This window comes from Plantactinospora sp. GCM10030261, from assembly GCF_042666615.1.
Classification (GTDB): Bacteria; Actinomycetota; Actinomycetes; order Mycobacteriales; family Micromonosporaceae; genus KBS50.
In genome coordinates this window covers 223337-238832 of the sequence record NZ_JBHTDD010000004.1, presented here as the reverse complement: position 1 = coordinate 238832, position 15496 = coordinate 223337, and the positions used below count along the sequence as shown (strand labels likewise).

The following is a 15496-nucleotide window of genomic DNA, read 5'->3' as shown; positions in this document are numbered from 1 at the left end:
CCTGCCATCCGTTATATCTTCGCGTCCGATATATTGGCGCGGTGAGCACACCGCTGCGCGAACCCACCTTCCTGATCCTCACCGCCCTCGCCCGCGAACCCATGCACGGCTACGCGATCATCGGCGAGGTCGCCACCCTCTCCGACGGCCGGCTGGCGCTGCGCCCCGGCACCCTCTACGGCGCGCTGGACCGGCTCGGCGACGACGGCCTTGTCGAGATCGACCGGGAGGAGGTCGTCGACGGGCGGCTGCGCCGCTACTACCGCCTCTCCCCCGCCGGCGACGCCACGCTCGCCGGCGAGACCGAACGGATGCGCCGCAACGTCGAGGCCGCCAGCGCCCGGCTCGCCGCCCGCAAGACGGCCACCACCGGCAAGACCGGCAGCACCGGCAAGACCGGCACAGGCCGGCCCGGCACCACCCGGCCGGCCGGCCCGCGTACCGCCGGGGGGTTGGCATGAACGACCTGGAGCGCCGCTACCACCGGCTGCTGCGCGCGTACCCGGCGGACTACCGCCGGGCCCGCGGCGCCGAGATCGTCGGGACCTACCTCGACCTGGCCGCGCCGGGCCGCGCCTGGCCGTCGCCCGCGGAGGCCGCGGACCTGCTGCGCGGCGGCCTCCGCCAGCGGCTGCGGGCCGCCGGAGCCGCCGACCTCGTTCCGGGGGTACGCCTCGCGGCGATGCTGGCCTTCGGCTGCGCGGTGGCCCTCGCCGCGCTGTGGCTGGCCGCCGCCGAACCGCATTACCTGCCGGTCGAGTGGCGCGTCCCGACCTTCGGCCCGTTCGCCACCCTCGGCGTGATCGCCTGGGCGGGCTGGCTGCTGGCCGCCCTCGTCGCGGCGATCGTGCCCGGCCGCGCCACCCGGCTGGCCGTCACCACGGCGGTAGCGCTGACCGTCGCGCTCGTCCCGCTCGCCACGCTGACCGGCGTGCCCCGGCCGCCGCTGTACGTGCTCCTGCCACAGGTCGCCCTGGGGCTGCTGGCGCTCGCCCTGCCGGACCGGCCGCCGGGCCCGGCCCGGTTCGGCCCGCTGCTGCTCGGCGCGCTCGTCGCGCTCGTGGCCCGCACGATGTATCCGGTCGGCGAGCCCGGCTACTACCTGGGTTACTGGACAAACATCTACTTCGACAACTGGATGGGTGCCCCGTCGCTGCTGCCCGCGGTCGCCGTCCTGTTGCTCGTCACGGCGACCCTGCTCGCCACCCACCTGATGGTGCGCCGGGACCGACGCGGTGGCTGGGCGGTGCTGGCGCTCCTCACCCCGATCGGCCTGCTGGCCGCGCATCCACTGGCCGCCGGGGTCGGCGGTCTGCGTGGCGCGCCCAACCCCGACTGGTCCGCCCTGGCCGGTACCGCCCTGGCGGTGGGGCTGCTCGGGCCCGCCCTGCTGGCACTGGCCGTCGTCGTCCGGCGCCGGCTGCGTCCCGCCCAGCCACCGACCGTCCCACCGGCGGACACCCGCTGCCCGGCGTGTGGCCGCTGACGCGCGTCGCTGTCCTTATCCCAGGACGCGTTCCATGGCGGCCCGGGAGCGCCGCGTGATGCGCAGGTAGTGGTCCAGGAACTCGCCCGGATCGTCGGCGCCGAGCAGCCGGACCACGCCGGCCAGCTCGACGCCGTGCCGGGGCAACTGGTCGCCGGACCGGCCCCGGATCAGCATCAGCGCGTCCCGCACCTGGGCGGCGAGGGTCCAGCCGGCGGCCAGCGCGTGGGCGTCGGCGGAGTCCAGCAGGCCGGCCTCGCGGGCCGCCGCCAGCGCGTCGAGGGTACGGGTGCCGCGCAGCTGCGGGACCGAGCCGGCGTGCCTGAGTTGGAGCAGCTGCACCGCCCATTCGACGTCGGCGAGGCCACCCCGGCCGAGTTTCGTGTTGGTGGCCGGGTCGGCGCCCCGGGGTAGCCGTTCGGCCTCCACCCGGGCCTTGATCCGGCGGATCTCGACGACCTGTTCCCGGGTCAGCCCGGCCGCCGGATAGCGGACCCGGTCGGCGACGGCGAGGAACTCGGCGGCCAGGTCCGTGTCGCCGCACACGTACCGCGCACGCAGCAACGCCTGCGCCTCCCACACCTTCGCCCAACGGGCGTAGTAGGCAGCGTACGCGGCGAGACTGCGCACCAGCGGACCCTGCCGTCCCTCGGGGCGCAGGTCGGCGTCGACCACCAGCGGCGGGTCCGGTGCCGGGACGCCGAGCAGGCGGCGCAGTTCCTCGGCGATCGCCCCGGCGGCGGCGCTCGCCGCGTCGTCAGCCACCCCGTCCGGCGCCGCGTAGACGAACAGCACGTCCGCGTCGGAGAGATAGTTCAGCTCGTACCCGCCGAGCCGGCCCATGCCGATGACCGCGAACCGCAGCCCCGCCGGACCGGGTCGGACCGCCCGGGCCACCCGGAGCGCGGCGGCCAGCGTCGCGTCGGCGACATCGGAGAGCGCCGCCCCGACGGCCGGCACGTCCAGCGGTTCGGTCGGAGCCAGCGAACCCGCGCGGTGCAGCACGTCGGCGCAGGCGATGCGGAGCAGTTCTCGGCGGCGCAGCGCCCGTACCGCCCGGATCGCCTGGACGGCCCGGTCACCGTCCGCCGTGCCCTTATCCGGACCGGCACCGTCCGTCCCGGCACCGGCACCGGCACCGTCCGTCCCGGCACCGGCACCGTCCGTCCCGGCACCGGCACCGGCACCGAGGTGCCGGTCCGCGGCGGCCGCGAACCCGGCGCTTAGCACGTCGGGCGGACGCGGGACCAGCTCCGCGTCGTCGGCGAGCAGGCGCAGCGCCTCCGGCTCCCGGGCCAGCAGGTCGGCGGCGTACCGGGAGAGAGCGAGGGTGCGGGCCAGCCGCCGGGCCACCGGCCCTTCGTCGCGCAGCACCCGCAGGTACCACGGCGTGCTGCCCAGCTTGTCGGAGACCTGGCGGTAGTTGAGCAGTCCCCGGTCCGGCTCCGGAGCGTCGGCGAACTCCTGGAGCAGCACCGGAAGCAGGGTCCGCTGGATCGCCGCCGTCCGGGTCACGCCGCCGGTGAGCGCCTCCAGGTGGCGCAGCGCGCCGGCCGGGTCGGCGAAGCCGAGCACTTCGAGCCGGCGGCGGGCCGCCTCCGGGGTCAGCCGCAGGTCGTCGGCGGGCACCCGGGCCACCGCCTCCAGCAGCGGGCGGTACAGCAGCTTGGCGTGCAGCCGGCGTACCTCGGCGGCGTGCCCGACCCAGTCGGCCCGGAACGCCTCGACGGCGTCCCGCTGGGGCGAGGCCGTGTAGCCGAGGGCGTGCGCGAGCCAGCGCAGCGCCGCCGGATCGGCCGGCACCGTGTGCGTACGCCGTAGGCCCTGAAGTTGCAGCCGGTGCTCGACGCCGCGCAGGAACCGGTAGCCGGCCAGCAGCGCCTCGCCGTCGGACCGGCCCACGTACCCGCCGTCGACGAGCGCGCGTAGTGCCGGGATGGTGCCGCCGCCGCGCAGCGTCTCGTCCACCCGACCGTGCACCAGTTGCAGCAACTGCACGGCGAATTCGATGTCCCGCAGGCCGCCGGGTCCGCGCTTGATCTCGCGTTCCAGCTCCTTGGCCGGGATGTTGTCGATGATCCGCCGCCGCATGGCGCGCACGTCCTGCACCGCTTCGGGCCGTTCGGCCGCCTGCCAGACCAGCGGCGCGAGCCGGTCGATCCACTCCTGACCCAGGTCGCGGTCCCCGGCGGCCGGCCGCGCCTTCAGCAGCGCCTGGAACTCCCAGGTCCGCGCCCAGCGCTGGTAGTAGGCGAGGTGGCTGGCGAGCGTCCGGACCAGCGGCCCCCGGCCGCCCTCGGGCCGCAGCGCGGCGTCCACCGGCCAGGCCACCAGGCCACACAGGTGGATGAGTCGGGTGGCGACGGTGGTGCCGGCGGCCAGGTCGTCGTCCTCCGCGGCGACGAAGATGACGTCCACATCGGAGACGTAGTTCAGCTCCCCGCCGCCGCACTTGCCCATCGCCACCACGGCCAGCCGCGGCACCGGCGTCCCGGCGGGCAGTTCGGCCACCGCGATGTCGTACGCGGCGGTCAGGGTGGCGTCGGCGAGCCCGGACAGCGCCGCCATCGTCTGTTCCAGCGAGGCGCCGCCGGTCAGGTCGGTGGCGGCGATGCGCAGCAACGCCCGCCGGTACGCCAGGCGGAGCGCCGGTACGGCCGGCTGGCCGGTGGGCAGGGGTCCGAGCAGGTCCCCGTTCAACGGGACCGGAGTTCCGTCCGGGCCGTCGGCCAGCGCCGTGACGTGTTCGGGGTGGGCGACCAGGTGGTCACCGAGGGCGGACGAGGCACCGAGGACCGCGAACAGCCGGCGCCGCAGCCGGGCGTCGGCGCGCAGGTCGGCGAGCAGGTCGGAGCCGGCACCGAGGCGGGCGCCGGCCGCCGGCCGGCCGGCCCGCTGTTCGGCCTCGACGATCCGCTGTTCGGCCTCGACGATCCGGTGTAGCTGGCGTAGCGCCAGGTCCGGGTCGGCCGCCCGGGACAGCGCGGCGAGCAGTTCGGCGGCACTGTCGTCGGTCGGCGCCTGACCGGCCGGCTGCCACAGTCCAAGACCGTCCGGCCCGAGCAGGTCGGCGGCGCGGGCGGCGGAACCGGCGTCGGTGCGGCCGAAGCCGTACCGGGCGAGCCGGCTGGCGCTGGCCGGGCGGGTCATGCCGACGCCTCGCCGCGCTCGGGCCCCGCCTGAGACGGCACGGCCCCCCGTCCCGTGGTTCCCCACCCACCGCGCCCCAGTTTGCGCTCCGCGCTGAACCTGCTGCGCCCGCTCATCGGCCGAGCAGGGGCAGGTCGCGGCGGGGTGACACGTCCAGTTCCCCCCGGGCGACCGAGGCGAACCGGATGGCGAACGGCTGCCAGACCTCCTCCACGTCGGCCAGCACCGCGGCGCAGGCGGCGACCACCAGATCCGGGTCGTAGTCCAACTTGGCCAGCACTGTCGAGTCGGTGGCCCAGTCCCGGATCATCGCCTCGTCGCACTCGATGTGGAACTGCAATCCCCAGGCCCGGTCGCCGAGCCGGAACGCCTGATTCGGGTGGCGGGTGCCGGCGGCGAGCAGGGTGGCGCCGTGCGGCAGTTCGGTGATCTCGTCGGAGTGCCACTGCAACACGTCGGGGATGAGCGGCACCCAGCGGAACAGCGGATCGCTGTCGGCCGCGTCGCGCTTGCCGACAACGCCGGGACCGACCTCCGGGCCGCTGGGGCTGCGCTCCACCTGTCCGGCGTGCGCGGTGGCCAGCAACTGCGCGCCGAGGCAGACGGCCAGCGTCGGCACGCGGTGCCGGACCGCCTTGCGCAGCAGACCTTCGAGGGCCGGGAACCACGGCGCCCCGGGGCTGCCGTCGGGAGCCGGGTAGGCCCGTTGGTCTCCGCCGAGCACCACAAGCGCCGCGTAGCCGTCGAGGTCCGCGGGTAGGTCGTCACCGGCGTACGGGCGGAGCACGGCGAGGTCGAGCCCGCCCTCGGTGAGCCACTCCCCCAGCCGGCGGGGGTCGTCGGTCGGATCGTTCTCGATCACCAGCGCGGTCGCCACGCCGTCGAGGCTATCCGGTCGACGGGTCGGTGGCGCTATCCGGTCAGCCGGCCCCGCGTACCGTCGGCCCACGGGTGGGCGACCTATCGACGTGTCGCCGGCTTATCGACCCGCAGCGCCTCCAGCATCCGGTCGAGGGCGGCCCGGGTTGCCGTCAGGTCCGCCGGGTCGGTGGACTCGGCCAGCCACAGCGCCGCCTCGTTCATCGCCCCGGACAGCAGTCGGGTCAGCGGCGCGACGGGCTGCCGCTCGACGACGCCCCGGTCGATCAGGGTGCCGAGGGCCTCGGCGAGGTGCCGGCCGGACGCGGCCTCGTCGAGTGCCCGCCATTCGGTCCAGCCGAGCACCGCCGGGCCGTCGATCAACATGATCCGTTGTACGTCCGGATCGGTGCTGGCGGTGAGGAACGCCTGGCAGCCGGCCACGAACTGGTCCCACGGGTCCGCCTCGGCGTCGGCGGTGGCGGCCACCCGCTCGCCCACCTCCTGTTGCACCTGCGCGAGGACCGCCCGGAACAGGGCGGACTTGCCGTCGAAGTGGTGGTAGAGCGCCCCCTTGGTGACCCCGGCGACCGTGACGATCTCGGCGAGGCCGACGTCGGTGTACCCGCGCGAGGCGAACAACCGTCGACCTTCCCGCAGCAGCGTCCGCCGGGTCTGTTCCCGCTGCTCGACCCTTACCCCCATCGCGCCTCCCCGATTGACATACCGTCGGTATGTGAACTAGCCTCACTCGCATACCGATGGTATGCGAAAGGGGCGACCGCCATGAAACTGTCCAGCTTCTATCCCGTCATCTGCGCCACCCGGCCGACCGAGTCGCGCGACTTCTACGTCCGCTGGTTCGGGTTCGAGCCGACCTTCGAGGCGGACTGGTACGTGAGCCTGCGCCGGCCCGGCCCGCCGGCGTACGAGTTGGCGCTGCTGGACCACACCCACCCCACGCTGCCCGCCGCCTACCGCCGACCGGTGCGCGGCCTGCTGCTGAACGTCGAGGTCGAGGACGTGGACGCGGAGTGGGACCGGCTCGTCGTGCGCGGCGGCCTGCGACCCGAACTCGGGCTGCGCAGCGAGGACTTCGGTCAGCGGCACTTCATCGTGGCCGCCCCGGACGGTGTGCTGATCGACGTGATCACCAACATCCCACCGGCGGGCGACTACGCCGAGCAGTACGTCAGCTGACCCGGTCCGGCTCCGGCAGGTACGCCCCGGACACCTCCGACCGGACGGTCCAGCCGAGCCGCTCGTAAAGCGCCCGCCCGTCGTCGGTGGCCACCAGGACGCCGGTGCGCACGCCGTCCTCCGCCGCGCGTTCGGCGAGCGCCCGCATCACCACGCTGCCCAGCCCACGCCGCCGGTGCGCGACCGCGGTCTCGACCTGGTCGACGATGCCGTACGCACCGGCCGGGGCGAGCCGCCCCGAGGCGGCCAAGGCGCCGTCGCGGTCGAGCACCATGGCGACGATCACCCGACCGTCGAGGTCCACCCGCAACCGGTAGGGCGGGTCGATCACCCCGGCTCGCATCGTCGCCCCGGCCACCTCGGTCATCCCGGCCGGCATCGACGTCCCGGCCACCTCGGTCGTCGCGGCCCGCATCGAAGCCTCGGCCACCAGCGGTCTGGCCATCAGCCAGCCGGGGATGTCCATCCGCCAGGCGGCGGGAAACGCCGCCCGGAGGGTGGCCCGGTCCCCGCTGATCTTTATCCAGCTCCCCGGCTGGACGAGTGTCCGGGCGAGCCGGGACAGCGAACCCGCGTCGTAGCTGTGCAACACGTGCCGCGACCGGTGGCCGGGCAGCCCGACGTCCACCCGGAAACCGCCGGGCACCACCACCGGGGCCGGCGCACCTCGCGAAACCACCCAACCCTGCCCCCAGGCGGTCACCAGGTCCGGGATGGATGGGACGGCGCCGGCCCTGGCCTCGGTGGCGTCGGTCCCCTGTCCGGCGATGTCGGCCGTGACGGTGTTCACCCCGGGCATGACGGTCCCCCTAGCGCTCTCCTGCAACCCAATGCTTTTTGCATACTACTTGCAATAGCTAGCCACCACACGGGCTCCGGCATTGACATGCAACCGTTCGGCTGCATATTTTCGGTGCATGCCGAACTCTCTGCAGCTCACCCAGGTCCCGACCGTGACGGCCGGGATGCTGATCCGACGGCCGCCCGCCGAGGTGTTCCGAGCCTTCGCCGACCCCGCCGTCACCACCAGGTTCTGGTTCACCGACAGCACCGGTCCGTTGACCCCTGGTGCGGACGTGCGCTGGACCTGGGCCATGTTCGGCGTCGGCACCCGGGTCCTGGTCACGGAGTTCGAGCAGGACAGCCGACTGGTCTTCGATTGGGGTGACGACGACCGCACGACGGTGGAGATGCGCTTCGTCCCGGGACCGGACGACAGCACGTACGTCCGGATGACCGAGACCGGCATCACCGGCTCCGGCGACGAGGTCGTCGGCTACGTGGCCGACTCCACCGGTGGCTTCACAATGGTGCTGTGTGCCCTGAAGGCACTGCTCGAACACGACGTGGTGCTCACCGTCGTGACCGACCGGGATCCCGGAGACCTGCTCGGCTGAGCCCGGCATGGCGATAGGCTCTGCCGCTGTGCCCGTCCCGCCCGCACCCTCGCCAGACCAGGTCGTCCGCCCACCGGCACTGCGCCCCGGCGACGCGGTGATGCTGGTGTCGCCGGCTGGGCCGACCCGTCCCGAGCGGGTGGCCCGCGGGATCGAGCTGCTCACCGGCTGGGGGCTGCGGCCGGTGCCCGCACCCAACGCGTACGCCAGGCACGGCTTCCTGGCCGGCGACGACGCCGTACGCGCGGCCGACCTGAACGCGGCGTTCGCCGATCCGGAGATCCGCGGGGTGCTCTGCACCCGTGGCGGCTACGGCTCGCAGCGGGTGGTCGACGCGATCGACATGGCGGCGGTGCGCCGCGACCCGAAGGTGGTGGCCGGCTTCTCCGACATCACCGCCCTCCAGTTCGCCCTGTGGCGCGGCGCCCGGCTGGCCTCGGTGCACGGGCCCGGTGCCGCCTGGTTGGACGAGCGGACGCCGCTGGTCTCCGCCGAGTCGCTGCACGCCGCGCTGATGACCACGGAACCGGTCTCGGTGGTCCGCTCGGCGGCCGAGGAGACGGCCCGGGTGCTGGTGCCGGGGGTGGCGACCGGACCACTGATCGGCGGCAACCTGTGCCTGATCACATCGTCGCTCGGAACCCCGGACATGCCCGACCTCACCGGGGCGATCCTGCTGATCGAGGAGATCGAGGAGCCGCCGTACAAGGTCGACCGGATGCTGACCCACCTGCGCCGCGCCGGCGCGCTCACCGGTCTCGCGGGCGTGGCGGTCGGCCAGTTCACCAGGTGCGCCGACAACTGGCCGGTGAGCGTGGCGGACGTGCTGGCCGACCGGCTGGGCGATCTGGGCGTACCCGTGCTCGGCGGCCTGCCGATCGGCCACGGGCAGGGTCAGCTCAGCGTCCCGGTAGGCGTCCCCGCCACCCTGGACGCGATAACCGGAACCCTCACCACCTCCCCCGCCGTCCGCTAACACCCCACCCCACCCTCTCCCTCTCCCTCTCCCTCTCCCCCTGCGTTGATCTTGCACTTTCGGCCCCCGCATTAGGGTACAGATCGGGCAAAAAGGTGACCCCCACTGCAAGATCAACGCAAAGGGAGGGGGCGGGACCCGGGGGCGGGACGGATTCCCAGGGGGGTCACAGGGTCGGCATGGGCTCGTCCAAGGCTGACTCCGCACCGTCGATCGGTCAGCAGAGACACCGGCACGACGAGTTCAGGAGGAACCACATGCCAACCCTCTCCCGCAAGAACATGCTGGTCGGGCTGGCCGCCGCCGGGGTACTCGGCGCCGGCATCGCGGCCCCGAGCCTCGCCTTCGCCGAGGACGGCACGCCCAGTGCCACCCCGTCGACCTCCGCCTCCCCCGACGCCTCCGCCGAGGCTGGCAAGGGTGACCGGGCCGCGCGCCAGACGGCGTTTACGGAGGCGCTCGCCAAGGAACTGGGCGTCCCGACCGACAAGGTCCAGGCGGCCCTGGAAAAGGTCCGCGAGCAGCTCAAGCCGGCGGACCGGCCGGAGCGCGCCAAGCCCGACCAGGCCGACCGGCGGGCGGCCCTCGCCGAACGGCTGGCCCAGGGGGTCAAGGATGGCAAGTTGACCCAGGAGCAGGCGGACGCCATCACCGCCGCCGTCGAGGCGGGCGTGTTCCCGGCCGGCGGGCACGGCCCCGGCGGTCGCGGCGACTGGGGCCACGGCGACTGGGGCCACGGCGGTCCGCGCGGCGACAAGTAACCGGCGCCAAGCAGCCGGCGCCGCCGTGACGCCGCAACGGCGGCGCTGGCAGCGGCAAGGTCACCCAGGATCCCTGTTCCAGGGGTGTCAGGCACGCCCGGACACCCCTCGATCAGGGATCCTGGGTGACCTTGAGGCTGTCCGGTGAATCCCGGGGCACGGGTGGCGCGATATCGTCCTTTGTGGCCGGTCGACGGGTCACCATGATGGCCGGCGCGGATCAGGGGGAGATTCGATGGCGCGCATCCTGGTCGCTTCGCTGCCGTTCGTCGGCCACGTCGGTCCGCTGTCCGCGGTCGCCGGGGAACTCGCCCGACGGGGACACCGCGTGGTCGCGTACACCGGGACGAAGTACCAGCGGCGGTTCGCCGCCGCTGGCGCGCAGTGGCTGCCATGGCGCGCGGCGCCGGACTTCGACGACGCCGACCTGGCGGCCACCTTCCCCCGGATCGGTGACGGCAAGGGTGGCCGAGGGGCCATCGCCAACTCACGGTACGTGCTGTTCGGCACCGCGCCCGGCCAGGCCCAGGACATCCTCGCGGCGGCCCGGCAACAGCCGTTCGACCTGCTGGTCACCGACCAGCTCGCCTTCGGTGGGGCGGTGGCCGGGGAGAAACTCGGCATCCCGTGGGCCACGGTGGCCGTCATCCCGTTGAACACCCTCAGCCGGGACCTGCCGCCGCCCGGCATCACGGTCCGGCGGAACACCGGACCGTTGGGCCGGCTCCGGAACGCCGCCCTGCGGGGGTTGGTCCGCGCCGGGTACGCACTGGTCGTCAACCCGCAGATCAACCGGATGCGTGCCACGGTGGGCCTCGGCCGCCCGGACCGCGACGGACCGGATGGCCTGTACTCGCCGCATCTGGTCTTGGCCCAAGGCGTACCCGGCCTGGAATATCCCCGCACGGACCTGCCGCCGCACATTCACCTCGTCGGCCGGCTGGCGCCACCGACGATGCCGCCTCCGCCCGCCGACCCGGCAGCCCCGGCTCCCGCGAATCACCACGCCGAGCAGCAGCAGGCGCCGCACCCGGATCTGGGCCTGCCGGGCTGGTGGCCGGAGGTGACCGCGGCCCGAGACGCCGGCCGGGCCGTCGTTCACATCACCCAGGGCACCCTGGACGTGGATCCGACCGACCTGGTCCGCCCGGCCATCGCCGGCCTGGGCGACGGTCCGGAGCTGGTGGTCTGCACCACCGGTGGCGCCGATCCGGCCGCCCTCGGCCCGCTGCCGGCGAACGTCCGGGTGGCGCGGTTCCTGCCGCACGACCGGCTGCTGCCGCTGGTGGACGTGATGGTCACCAACGGTGGTTGGGGTGGCGTGCTGGCCGCCACGCAGGCCGGGGTCCCGCTCGTGGTGGCGGGTGATTCCCTGGACAAGCCGGAGGTGGCCCGCCGGGTCGCGTACTCCGGTGTTGGCGTCAACCTACGCACCGGCCGCCCCGCGCCGGCTGCGGTGCGTCGGGCGGTAAGCGAGGTGTTGGCCGGCCCGGCGTACCGAGAGCGGGCCGCCGAGTTGGGGGCCGCCATCGCCGCGGCGGGCGGCACGCCACGCGCTGCCGACCTGATCGAGAAGCTGCTGTCCGGCCGGCCCGCCGGCTGACTCACCGCAGACGCCTGGCGCACTCACCGTCGTGGCCGTGCCGCAGCACGCACCGCCGGTCGCCGGGCATCCGAGCGTCACAGAACACCCAGTGTCGTACGCCTTGGGCGTCCTCCTCGGACACCGTCGCCCCGCCCGGTTCCACCGGCAATGACCGGGCCGCCCAGCGGGCCAGCACCCGCGCGAACCGCACCGCGCCCGGCAGGTCCACGGCCGTGAACGGCAGGTGCACCACGTACCGCCGCATCGTCGCCGCCTCCCCTGCGTTCGATGGATGGGGTGGGCCGTCCGCGACCCCTCGCGTGGACGGCCCACCCCGGCCCCGGCACCGCAGCCTCACCCCTGTGGTACGGCACCGGAGCAGCTCGGACATGACGAAAGCCTAGCAGACCTATAAAGCCTGTAAAGACAGGAAGGGGATGCTTTACATGATCCTCGATCCGAGTGCTTACCTGAGCGCATGCCGTACGCACAGCCGCTCTGGCGCCAGATCAGGGATGATCTGCGCGCGAAGATCCGGGCTGGCATCTATCCGCCAGGGAGCAAACTGCCCTCGGTGCGACTCCTGGCCGACGAGTACGACACCAGCCACATGACGGTCCGACGAGCCCTGGACTCCATGATCGAGCTTGGCGAACTCGTCGGACGCATGGGCATCGGCGTCTTCGTGGCCGACACCTCGGAACAGGATTCGTAGGGCGGGCGATCAGTACGACTCGTCCCGGGTCCGGTCCCGCCGCTGGATGCGTGCGTCCTCGCCGGTGATCAGCGGCTGGAGCCGGGCGACGAGGTCCGGCCGGCGGTCGCCGATCCGCGAGGTCAGCCACGTCGCGTCCGCCGGATCGATCCGCAGCGTCGGGATGCCCAGTTCGTGCAGCCGGACCCGTAGTTCGAGCGCCAACTCGTCGATCCAGAGCCGGTCTTCGGACCGGTCCGCGTCGATGAGCCGCGCGAGAAGCGCCGAGATCTGCCTGTCCACCAGGCGGTCGCGCCCGGCGAACGACAGGCAGCAGCGCAGGACCGGCGTCACAAGACTGTTGTAGTCCGGCACCACCAGAAAGTGATCGGTCGCGAGACGCACCATGGCCATCGCCGCCCTCGCCGGCACGTCCCGGTCCATGGCCAGCAGGTCGAGCACCAGAGCCACGAGGCGTTCGGCCTCGCCGGAAAGCAGCGAGGACGCCGTCCGCAGACACCGCTCGTATCGATCGATCCGTCCCTCGATCGGGTCGCCCCACGGTCCGAGCAGCAGCGTCAGGAGGTCGTTGGCAGGCGACCGCAGGCCGGAGAACGCCTCCGCGAAGACGTTAACTGTTTCCGACAGGTGGTCGGTCAGCGGGTCGAGCGCGTGCTGCACGACGTCTCCGTCGATCGCGCATTCGAAGTGCGCCTTGCGGCGCAGCAACAAGGCGTCCTGCTCGTTGCTGTAGAAGATCGGGCCAGCACCGCCGTCCGGTCCGTCGTCAGCCTCCGTCCAGTAGCTCCAGCCGATGTCGATCGGTGGGACTGTCACATCGTCCCCGAGCGACAGCGACAGCGACACGTCCCGACCGGCCTCGTCCCGCAGCCGGCGCAGCACCACCAACTGCACCACGCTCACCCACTGGGGCATCGGGAGCTGCGCCCGCCACGACAGCGCCTGTGCGCTCCACGCCCGGACCACGTCGTCCCGGCCGGGATACAGCCTTCGGCCGGTGACCTCGCCGGCCACGCACAGGATCAGCAGCAACAGGTTCGCGGTGTAGGCGGCGTACCGGGCCGGCACCGGCACCTCCAGCGGCCGGTAGCCGTCGAACCGTCGGCTGCCGGCCGCGTACGGCGCGGCCCGGAACAGCCGGACCAGCAGCTCCGTCCACGCATCCCGGATCGGAACATCCAGGGTGGATGATCGCTCGACCAGGAACGCCAGCACCGGGGCCCGGCCGCTGAGCATCGCGTACGACAGCAGGGCGTGCGGCAGGTCGTCGTCGACCGGGACGCCGCCCAACGACAGGCTGGCCGCCGACTCCCGGGCCACCAGGTCGTCGACCACCAGCCAGGTCAGCCGGGCCACCAGGAACTCCCCGAAGGTGGCGTGCAGGAACTCGTACGCGGTGGGCCGGTCGCCGTCGCGGGACGCCTGCGACCGGTGCACGAAGAAGAACCGGCCCAGCACGATCTCGGCGGCCCGCAGGGGTGCCCGCTGGTCCGTGCGGGCGGCCGCCGGCACGGACCCGAACGGAAGCGTGGCCAGATCGGCCTCCAGTTCCGCCTCGGTCACCCACTGCGTGCCTCGGTTGAACATCGCGAACGCCACCACCGACAGCCGGCGCAGTTCGTCCTCCACCGCACGGTTCTGCTCCGCGACGGACAGGCCGGGCCGGTGTTTGACCACCTCTCGGCGGGCGAAGCTGCGCAGCAGCCGTTCGTACAGCTCGCCGCGTCGCAGGTCACCGGCCGGGGCCAGGTCGCCCCCGCCGGCGTCGTACAGGGCGAGCATCAGCAGCAACAGCGGCTGCTCGGCCAACTCCCGGTGCGCCAGCACGGTCGCCGGATCCAACGGCCGGACCCCGAGAACCGAAAACTGGGCCGCGTTCAGCGAATTCCAGACAGTCAGCCACCGGGCCACCCGGTCGTCGTCGAACGGCTCCAGGCGCAGCGCCACCGTTCCGGGTGGCGACTGGGCCCGGTCGGCGACGCTGGTCCGGGTGGTGACCAGGACCGCCACCGGCCGTCCCTGGGTGGCCTCCCGTTCGGCGAACCGCGCCACCCTGACCAGGTAGTCGCTCTGACTGACCCCGGTGGCCTGGAGCAGTTCGTCGAAGCCGTCCAGCAGCACCACCGGCAGCGCGTCGCCGGCCGAGCGGGCCAACGCCGGCCACTCCACCCGTTCCCCGGTCTGGATCCTGATCGCCTGCTCGATCTGTTCCTGGATGTCGGCCGCCGCCGACACGTCGCGCAACACCACCCGCACGACCATGAAGTCGGCCGGCGGCAGTCGCGCCGCGAGGATCCTGGTCAGTACGGATTTGCCGGAGCCGGGCTGACCGAGCACCAGCAGCGGGGCGCGCACCGCCCCGGGCGAGGTGAGGTAGCCGGTCAGGAAGTCCGGCAGGTCCACCCGCACCGGCCGTTGCGCCCACCACGACTCGTCGCCGGCCCGGGACCCGGGGGCCAGCTCGGCGACCCGGCACAGCGGCGGCACGTACGCCGCGCCGAGCGTCGGCAGCCGCAGCTCGGCGGGCACGTCCCCGGACGGCACGATCGGCCGGTCCAGCTCCGCCGCGTACGCCCGGTGCAGCGCCGCCCGCCGGTCGTCCGGCGCCGCGCCCGTGGAGATCTCGTCGAGGGTACGGCGCAGTTCGGCCAGCCCGGTGGTCAGCTCCCGCAGCTCGGCGCGGGTGGCCGCGTGCTCGTCCAGCCCGATCCAGAACGCCACCTCGGGAAAGTCGGTGGCCAACCGGGTCAGCAGCTCCCGGTGCCGGTCCACGGCCCGGCCCGGTACCTCGTCGCTGATGAAGTCCTCGATGGCGCGTAGCTGGTCCACGGGCATCAGCTGCCACCCCGCCAGACCGGCGAGGAACACGCTGAACCGCGCCGAGAGCGTCGAATAGTAGGGGAACAACCGGGCGCGCAGCTCCGGGTACGGCAGGTGCGGGCCGGGCACCGGGGCCGGGAGGGCGAAGAACGCCTCGACCACCGACCGGGGATCCGCCGGTCGGGCGCCCGCCAGCGTCAACTGCTCGATCTTCTCGGGTCCCGGATCGGCCGGCAGCTCCACCTCGGCGAGCGCCTCGAAGTACGCGGTCACCGCGATCACGGCGTGCGCCGCCTCCAGCCGGCGCGTCCGGTCGTACCGGGACAGGCCGGACCGACGCTCGGAGACCGCGCGGACGAGATCGTGGCCGAGCCGGACGAACTCGGCTTTGGCGTCGAAGAGGCCGAGCAGCGCCGGGACCGGCACCGACCCGGCCAGCAGCACTCCCCCGGTCAGCCTGTCGAACGTCTCGACGAACCGGTTTTTCTGTCCACCGAGGAGGCGCACCGCGTCGGCGTAACTGAGGGCGTCTGACACGTCGCTCAGCA

General features: G+C 73.4%; 13 protein-coding genes and 2 pseudogenes. 8 read left to right on the top strand and 7 right to left on the bottom strand.

Translation table 11 applies throughout. The features are described from left to right. Positions 1–41 precede the first annotated feature (41 nt). Entirely contained in the window at positions 42–461 is a 420-nt protein-coding gene (locus tag ACFQUZ_RS07595; protein WP_377439339.1) for a PadR family transcriptional regulator, read from the top strand. Next, positions 458–1486, top strand: a complete 1029-nt coding sequence (locus tag ACFQUZ_RS07590; protein WP_377439337.1) for a hypothetical protein — start codon at positions 458–460, stop codon at positions 1484–1486. Before ACFQUZ_RS07595 ends, ACFQUZ_RS07590 begins: the two co-directional genes overlap by 4 nt. A 15-nt stretch (positions 1487–1501) precedes the next feature. Here ACFQUZ_RS07590 and ACFQUZ_RS07585 read toward each other — a convergent pair. From ACFQUZ_RS07585 to ACFQUZ_RS07570, 4 genes and pseudogenes are all read right to left on the bottom strand, one after another. Next, a pseudogene (locus ACFQUZ_RS07585) lies at positions 1502–2563 on the bottom strand (bifunctional [glutamine synthetase] adenylyltransferase/[glutamine synthetase]-adenylyl-L-tyrosine phosphorylase); the annotation flags it as partial. 108 nt (positions 2564–2671) lie between these two features. Beyond that, positions 2672–4636, bottom strand: a pseudogene (locus ACFQUZ_RS07580) (bifunctional [glutamine synthetase] adenylyltransferase/[glutamine synthetase]-adenylyl-L-tyrosine phosphorylase); the annotation flags it as partial. Between the two features lie 112 nt (positions 4637–4748). Next, positions 4749–5513, bottom strand: a complete 765-nt coding sequence (locus ACFQUZ_RS07575; protein WP_377439335.1) for a type 1 glutamine amidotransferase — start codon at positions 5511–5513, stop codon at positions 4749–4751. A gap of 83 nt (positions 5514–5596) precedes the next feature. After that, positions 5597–6199 carry a TetR/AcrR family transcriptional regulator gene (locus ACFQUZ_RS07570; protein ID WP_377439333.1) on the bottom strand — a complete coding sequence of 201 codons (603 nt, stop codon included), beginning with the start codon at positions 6197–6199 and terminating at the stop codon, positions 5597–5599. 81 nt (positions 6200–6280) lie between these two features. Between ACFQUZ_RS07570 and ACFQUZ_RS07565 the strand changes: the two genes are divergently transcribed. Next, positions 6281–6694: a VOC family protein gene (locus ACFQUZ_RS07565; RefSeq protein WP_377439331.1), complete on the top strand. Its 414-nt coding sequence runs from the start codon at positions 6281–6283 to the stop codon at positions 6692–6694. Here the strand turns inward: ACFQUZ_RS07565 and ACFQUZ_RS07560 are convergent. Then, positions 6687–7493 carry a GNAT family N-acetyltransferase gene (locus tag ACFQUZ_RS07560; protein WP_377439328.1) on the bottom strand — a complete coding sequence of 269 codons (807 nt, stop codon included), beginning with the start codon at positions 7491–7493 and terminating at the stop codon, positions 6687–6689. The two genes, ACFQUZ_RS07565 and ACFQUZ_RS07560, sit on opposite strands and share 8 nt — an antisense overlap. A gap of 118 nt (positions 7494–7611) precedes the next feature. Between ACFQUZ_RS07560 and ACFQUZ_RS07555 the strand changes: the two genes are divergently transcribed. From ACFQUZ_RS07555 to ACFQUZ_RS07540, 4 genes are all read left to right on the top strand, one after another. Continuing rightward, positions 7612–8091: an SRPBCC family protein gene (locus tag ACFQUZ_RS07555; protein WP_377439325.1), complete on the top strand. Its 480-nt coding sequence runs from the start codon at positions 7612–7614 to the stop codon at positions 8089–8091. A gap of 7 nt (positions 8092–8098) precedes the next feature. Then, positions 8099–9067 (top strand): LD-carboxypeptidase, encoded by a 969-nt coding sequence (locus ACFQUZ_RS07550; RefSeq protein ID WP_377439323.1) that lies wholly within the window; start codon positions 8099–8101, stop codon positions 9065–9067. A 257-nt stretch (positions 9068–9324) separates the two neighbouring features. Beyond that, positions 9325–9828, top strand: a complete 504-nt coding sequence (locus tag ACFQUZ_RS07545) for a hypothetical protein (protein WP_377439321.1) — start codon at positions 9325–9327, stop codon at positions 9826–9828. Positions 9829–10063: 235 nt separating this feature from the next. Beyond that, positions 10064–11431, top strand: coding sequence for a glycosyltransferase (locus ACFQUZ_RS07540; protein WP_377439320.1), 1368 nt, complete (start codon positions 10064–10066; stop codon positions 11429–11431). 1 nt (position 11432) lies between these two features. Here ACFQUZ_RS07540 and ACFQUZ_RS07535 read toward each other — a convergent pair whose 3' ends face one another. Next, positions 11433–11678 (bottom strand): hypothetical protein, encoded by a 246-nt coding sequence (locus tag ACFQUZ_RS07535; RefSeq protein ID WP_377439318.1) that lies wholly within the window; start codon positions 11676–11678, stop codon positions 11433–11435. Positions 11679–11891: 213 nt separating this feature from the next. Between ACFQUZ_RS07535 and ACFQUZ_RS07530 the strand changes: the two genes are divergently transcribed. Then, the gene (locus ACFQUZ_RS07530; RefSeq protein WP_377439316.1) at positions 11892–12128 is read left to right on the top strand and encodes a GntR family transcriptional regulator; all 237 of its coding nucleotides are present in this window, start codon (positions 11892–11894) and stop codon (positions 12126–12128) included. Between the two features lie 9 nt (positions 12129–12137). Here ACFQUZ_RS07530 and ACFQUZ_RS07525 read toward each other — a convergent pair whose 3' ends face one another. Beyond that, the gene (locus tag ACFQUZ_RS07525) at positions 12138–15485 is read right to left on the bottom strand and encodes an NACHT domain-containing protein (protein ID WP_377439314.1); all 3348 of its coding nucleotides are present in this window, start codon (positions 15483–15485) and stop codon (positions 12138–12140) included. Positions 15486–15496 lie beyond the last annotated feature (11 nt).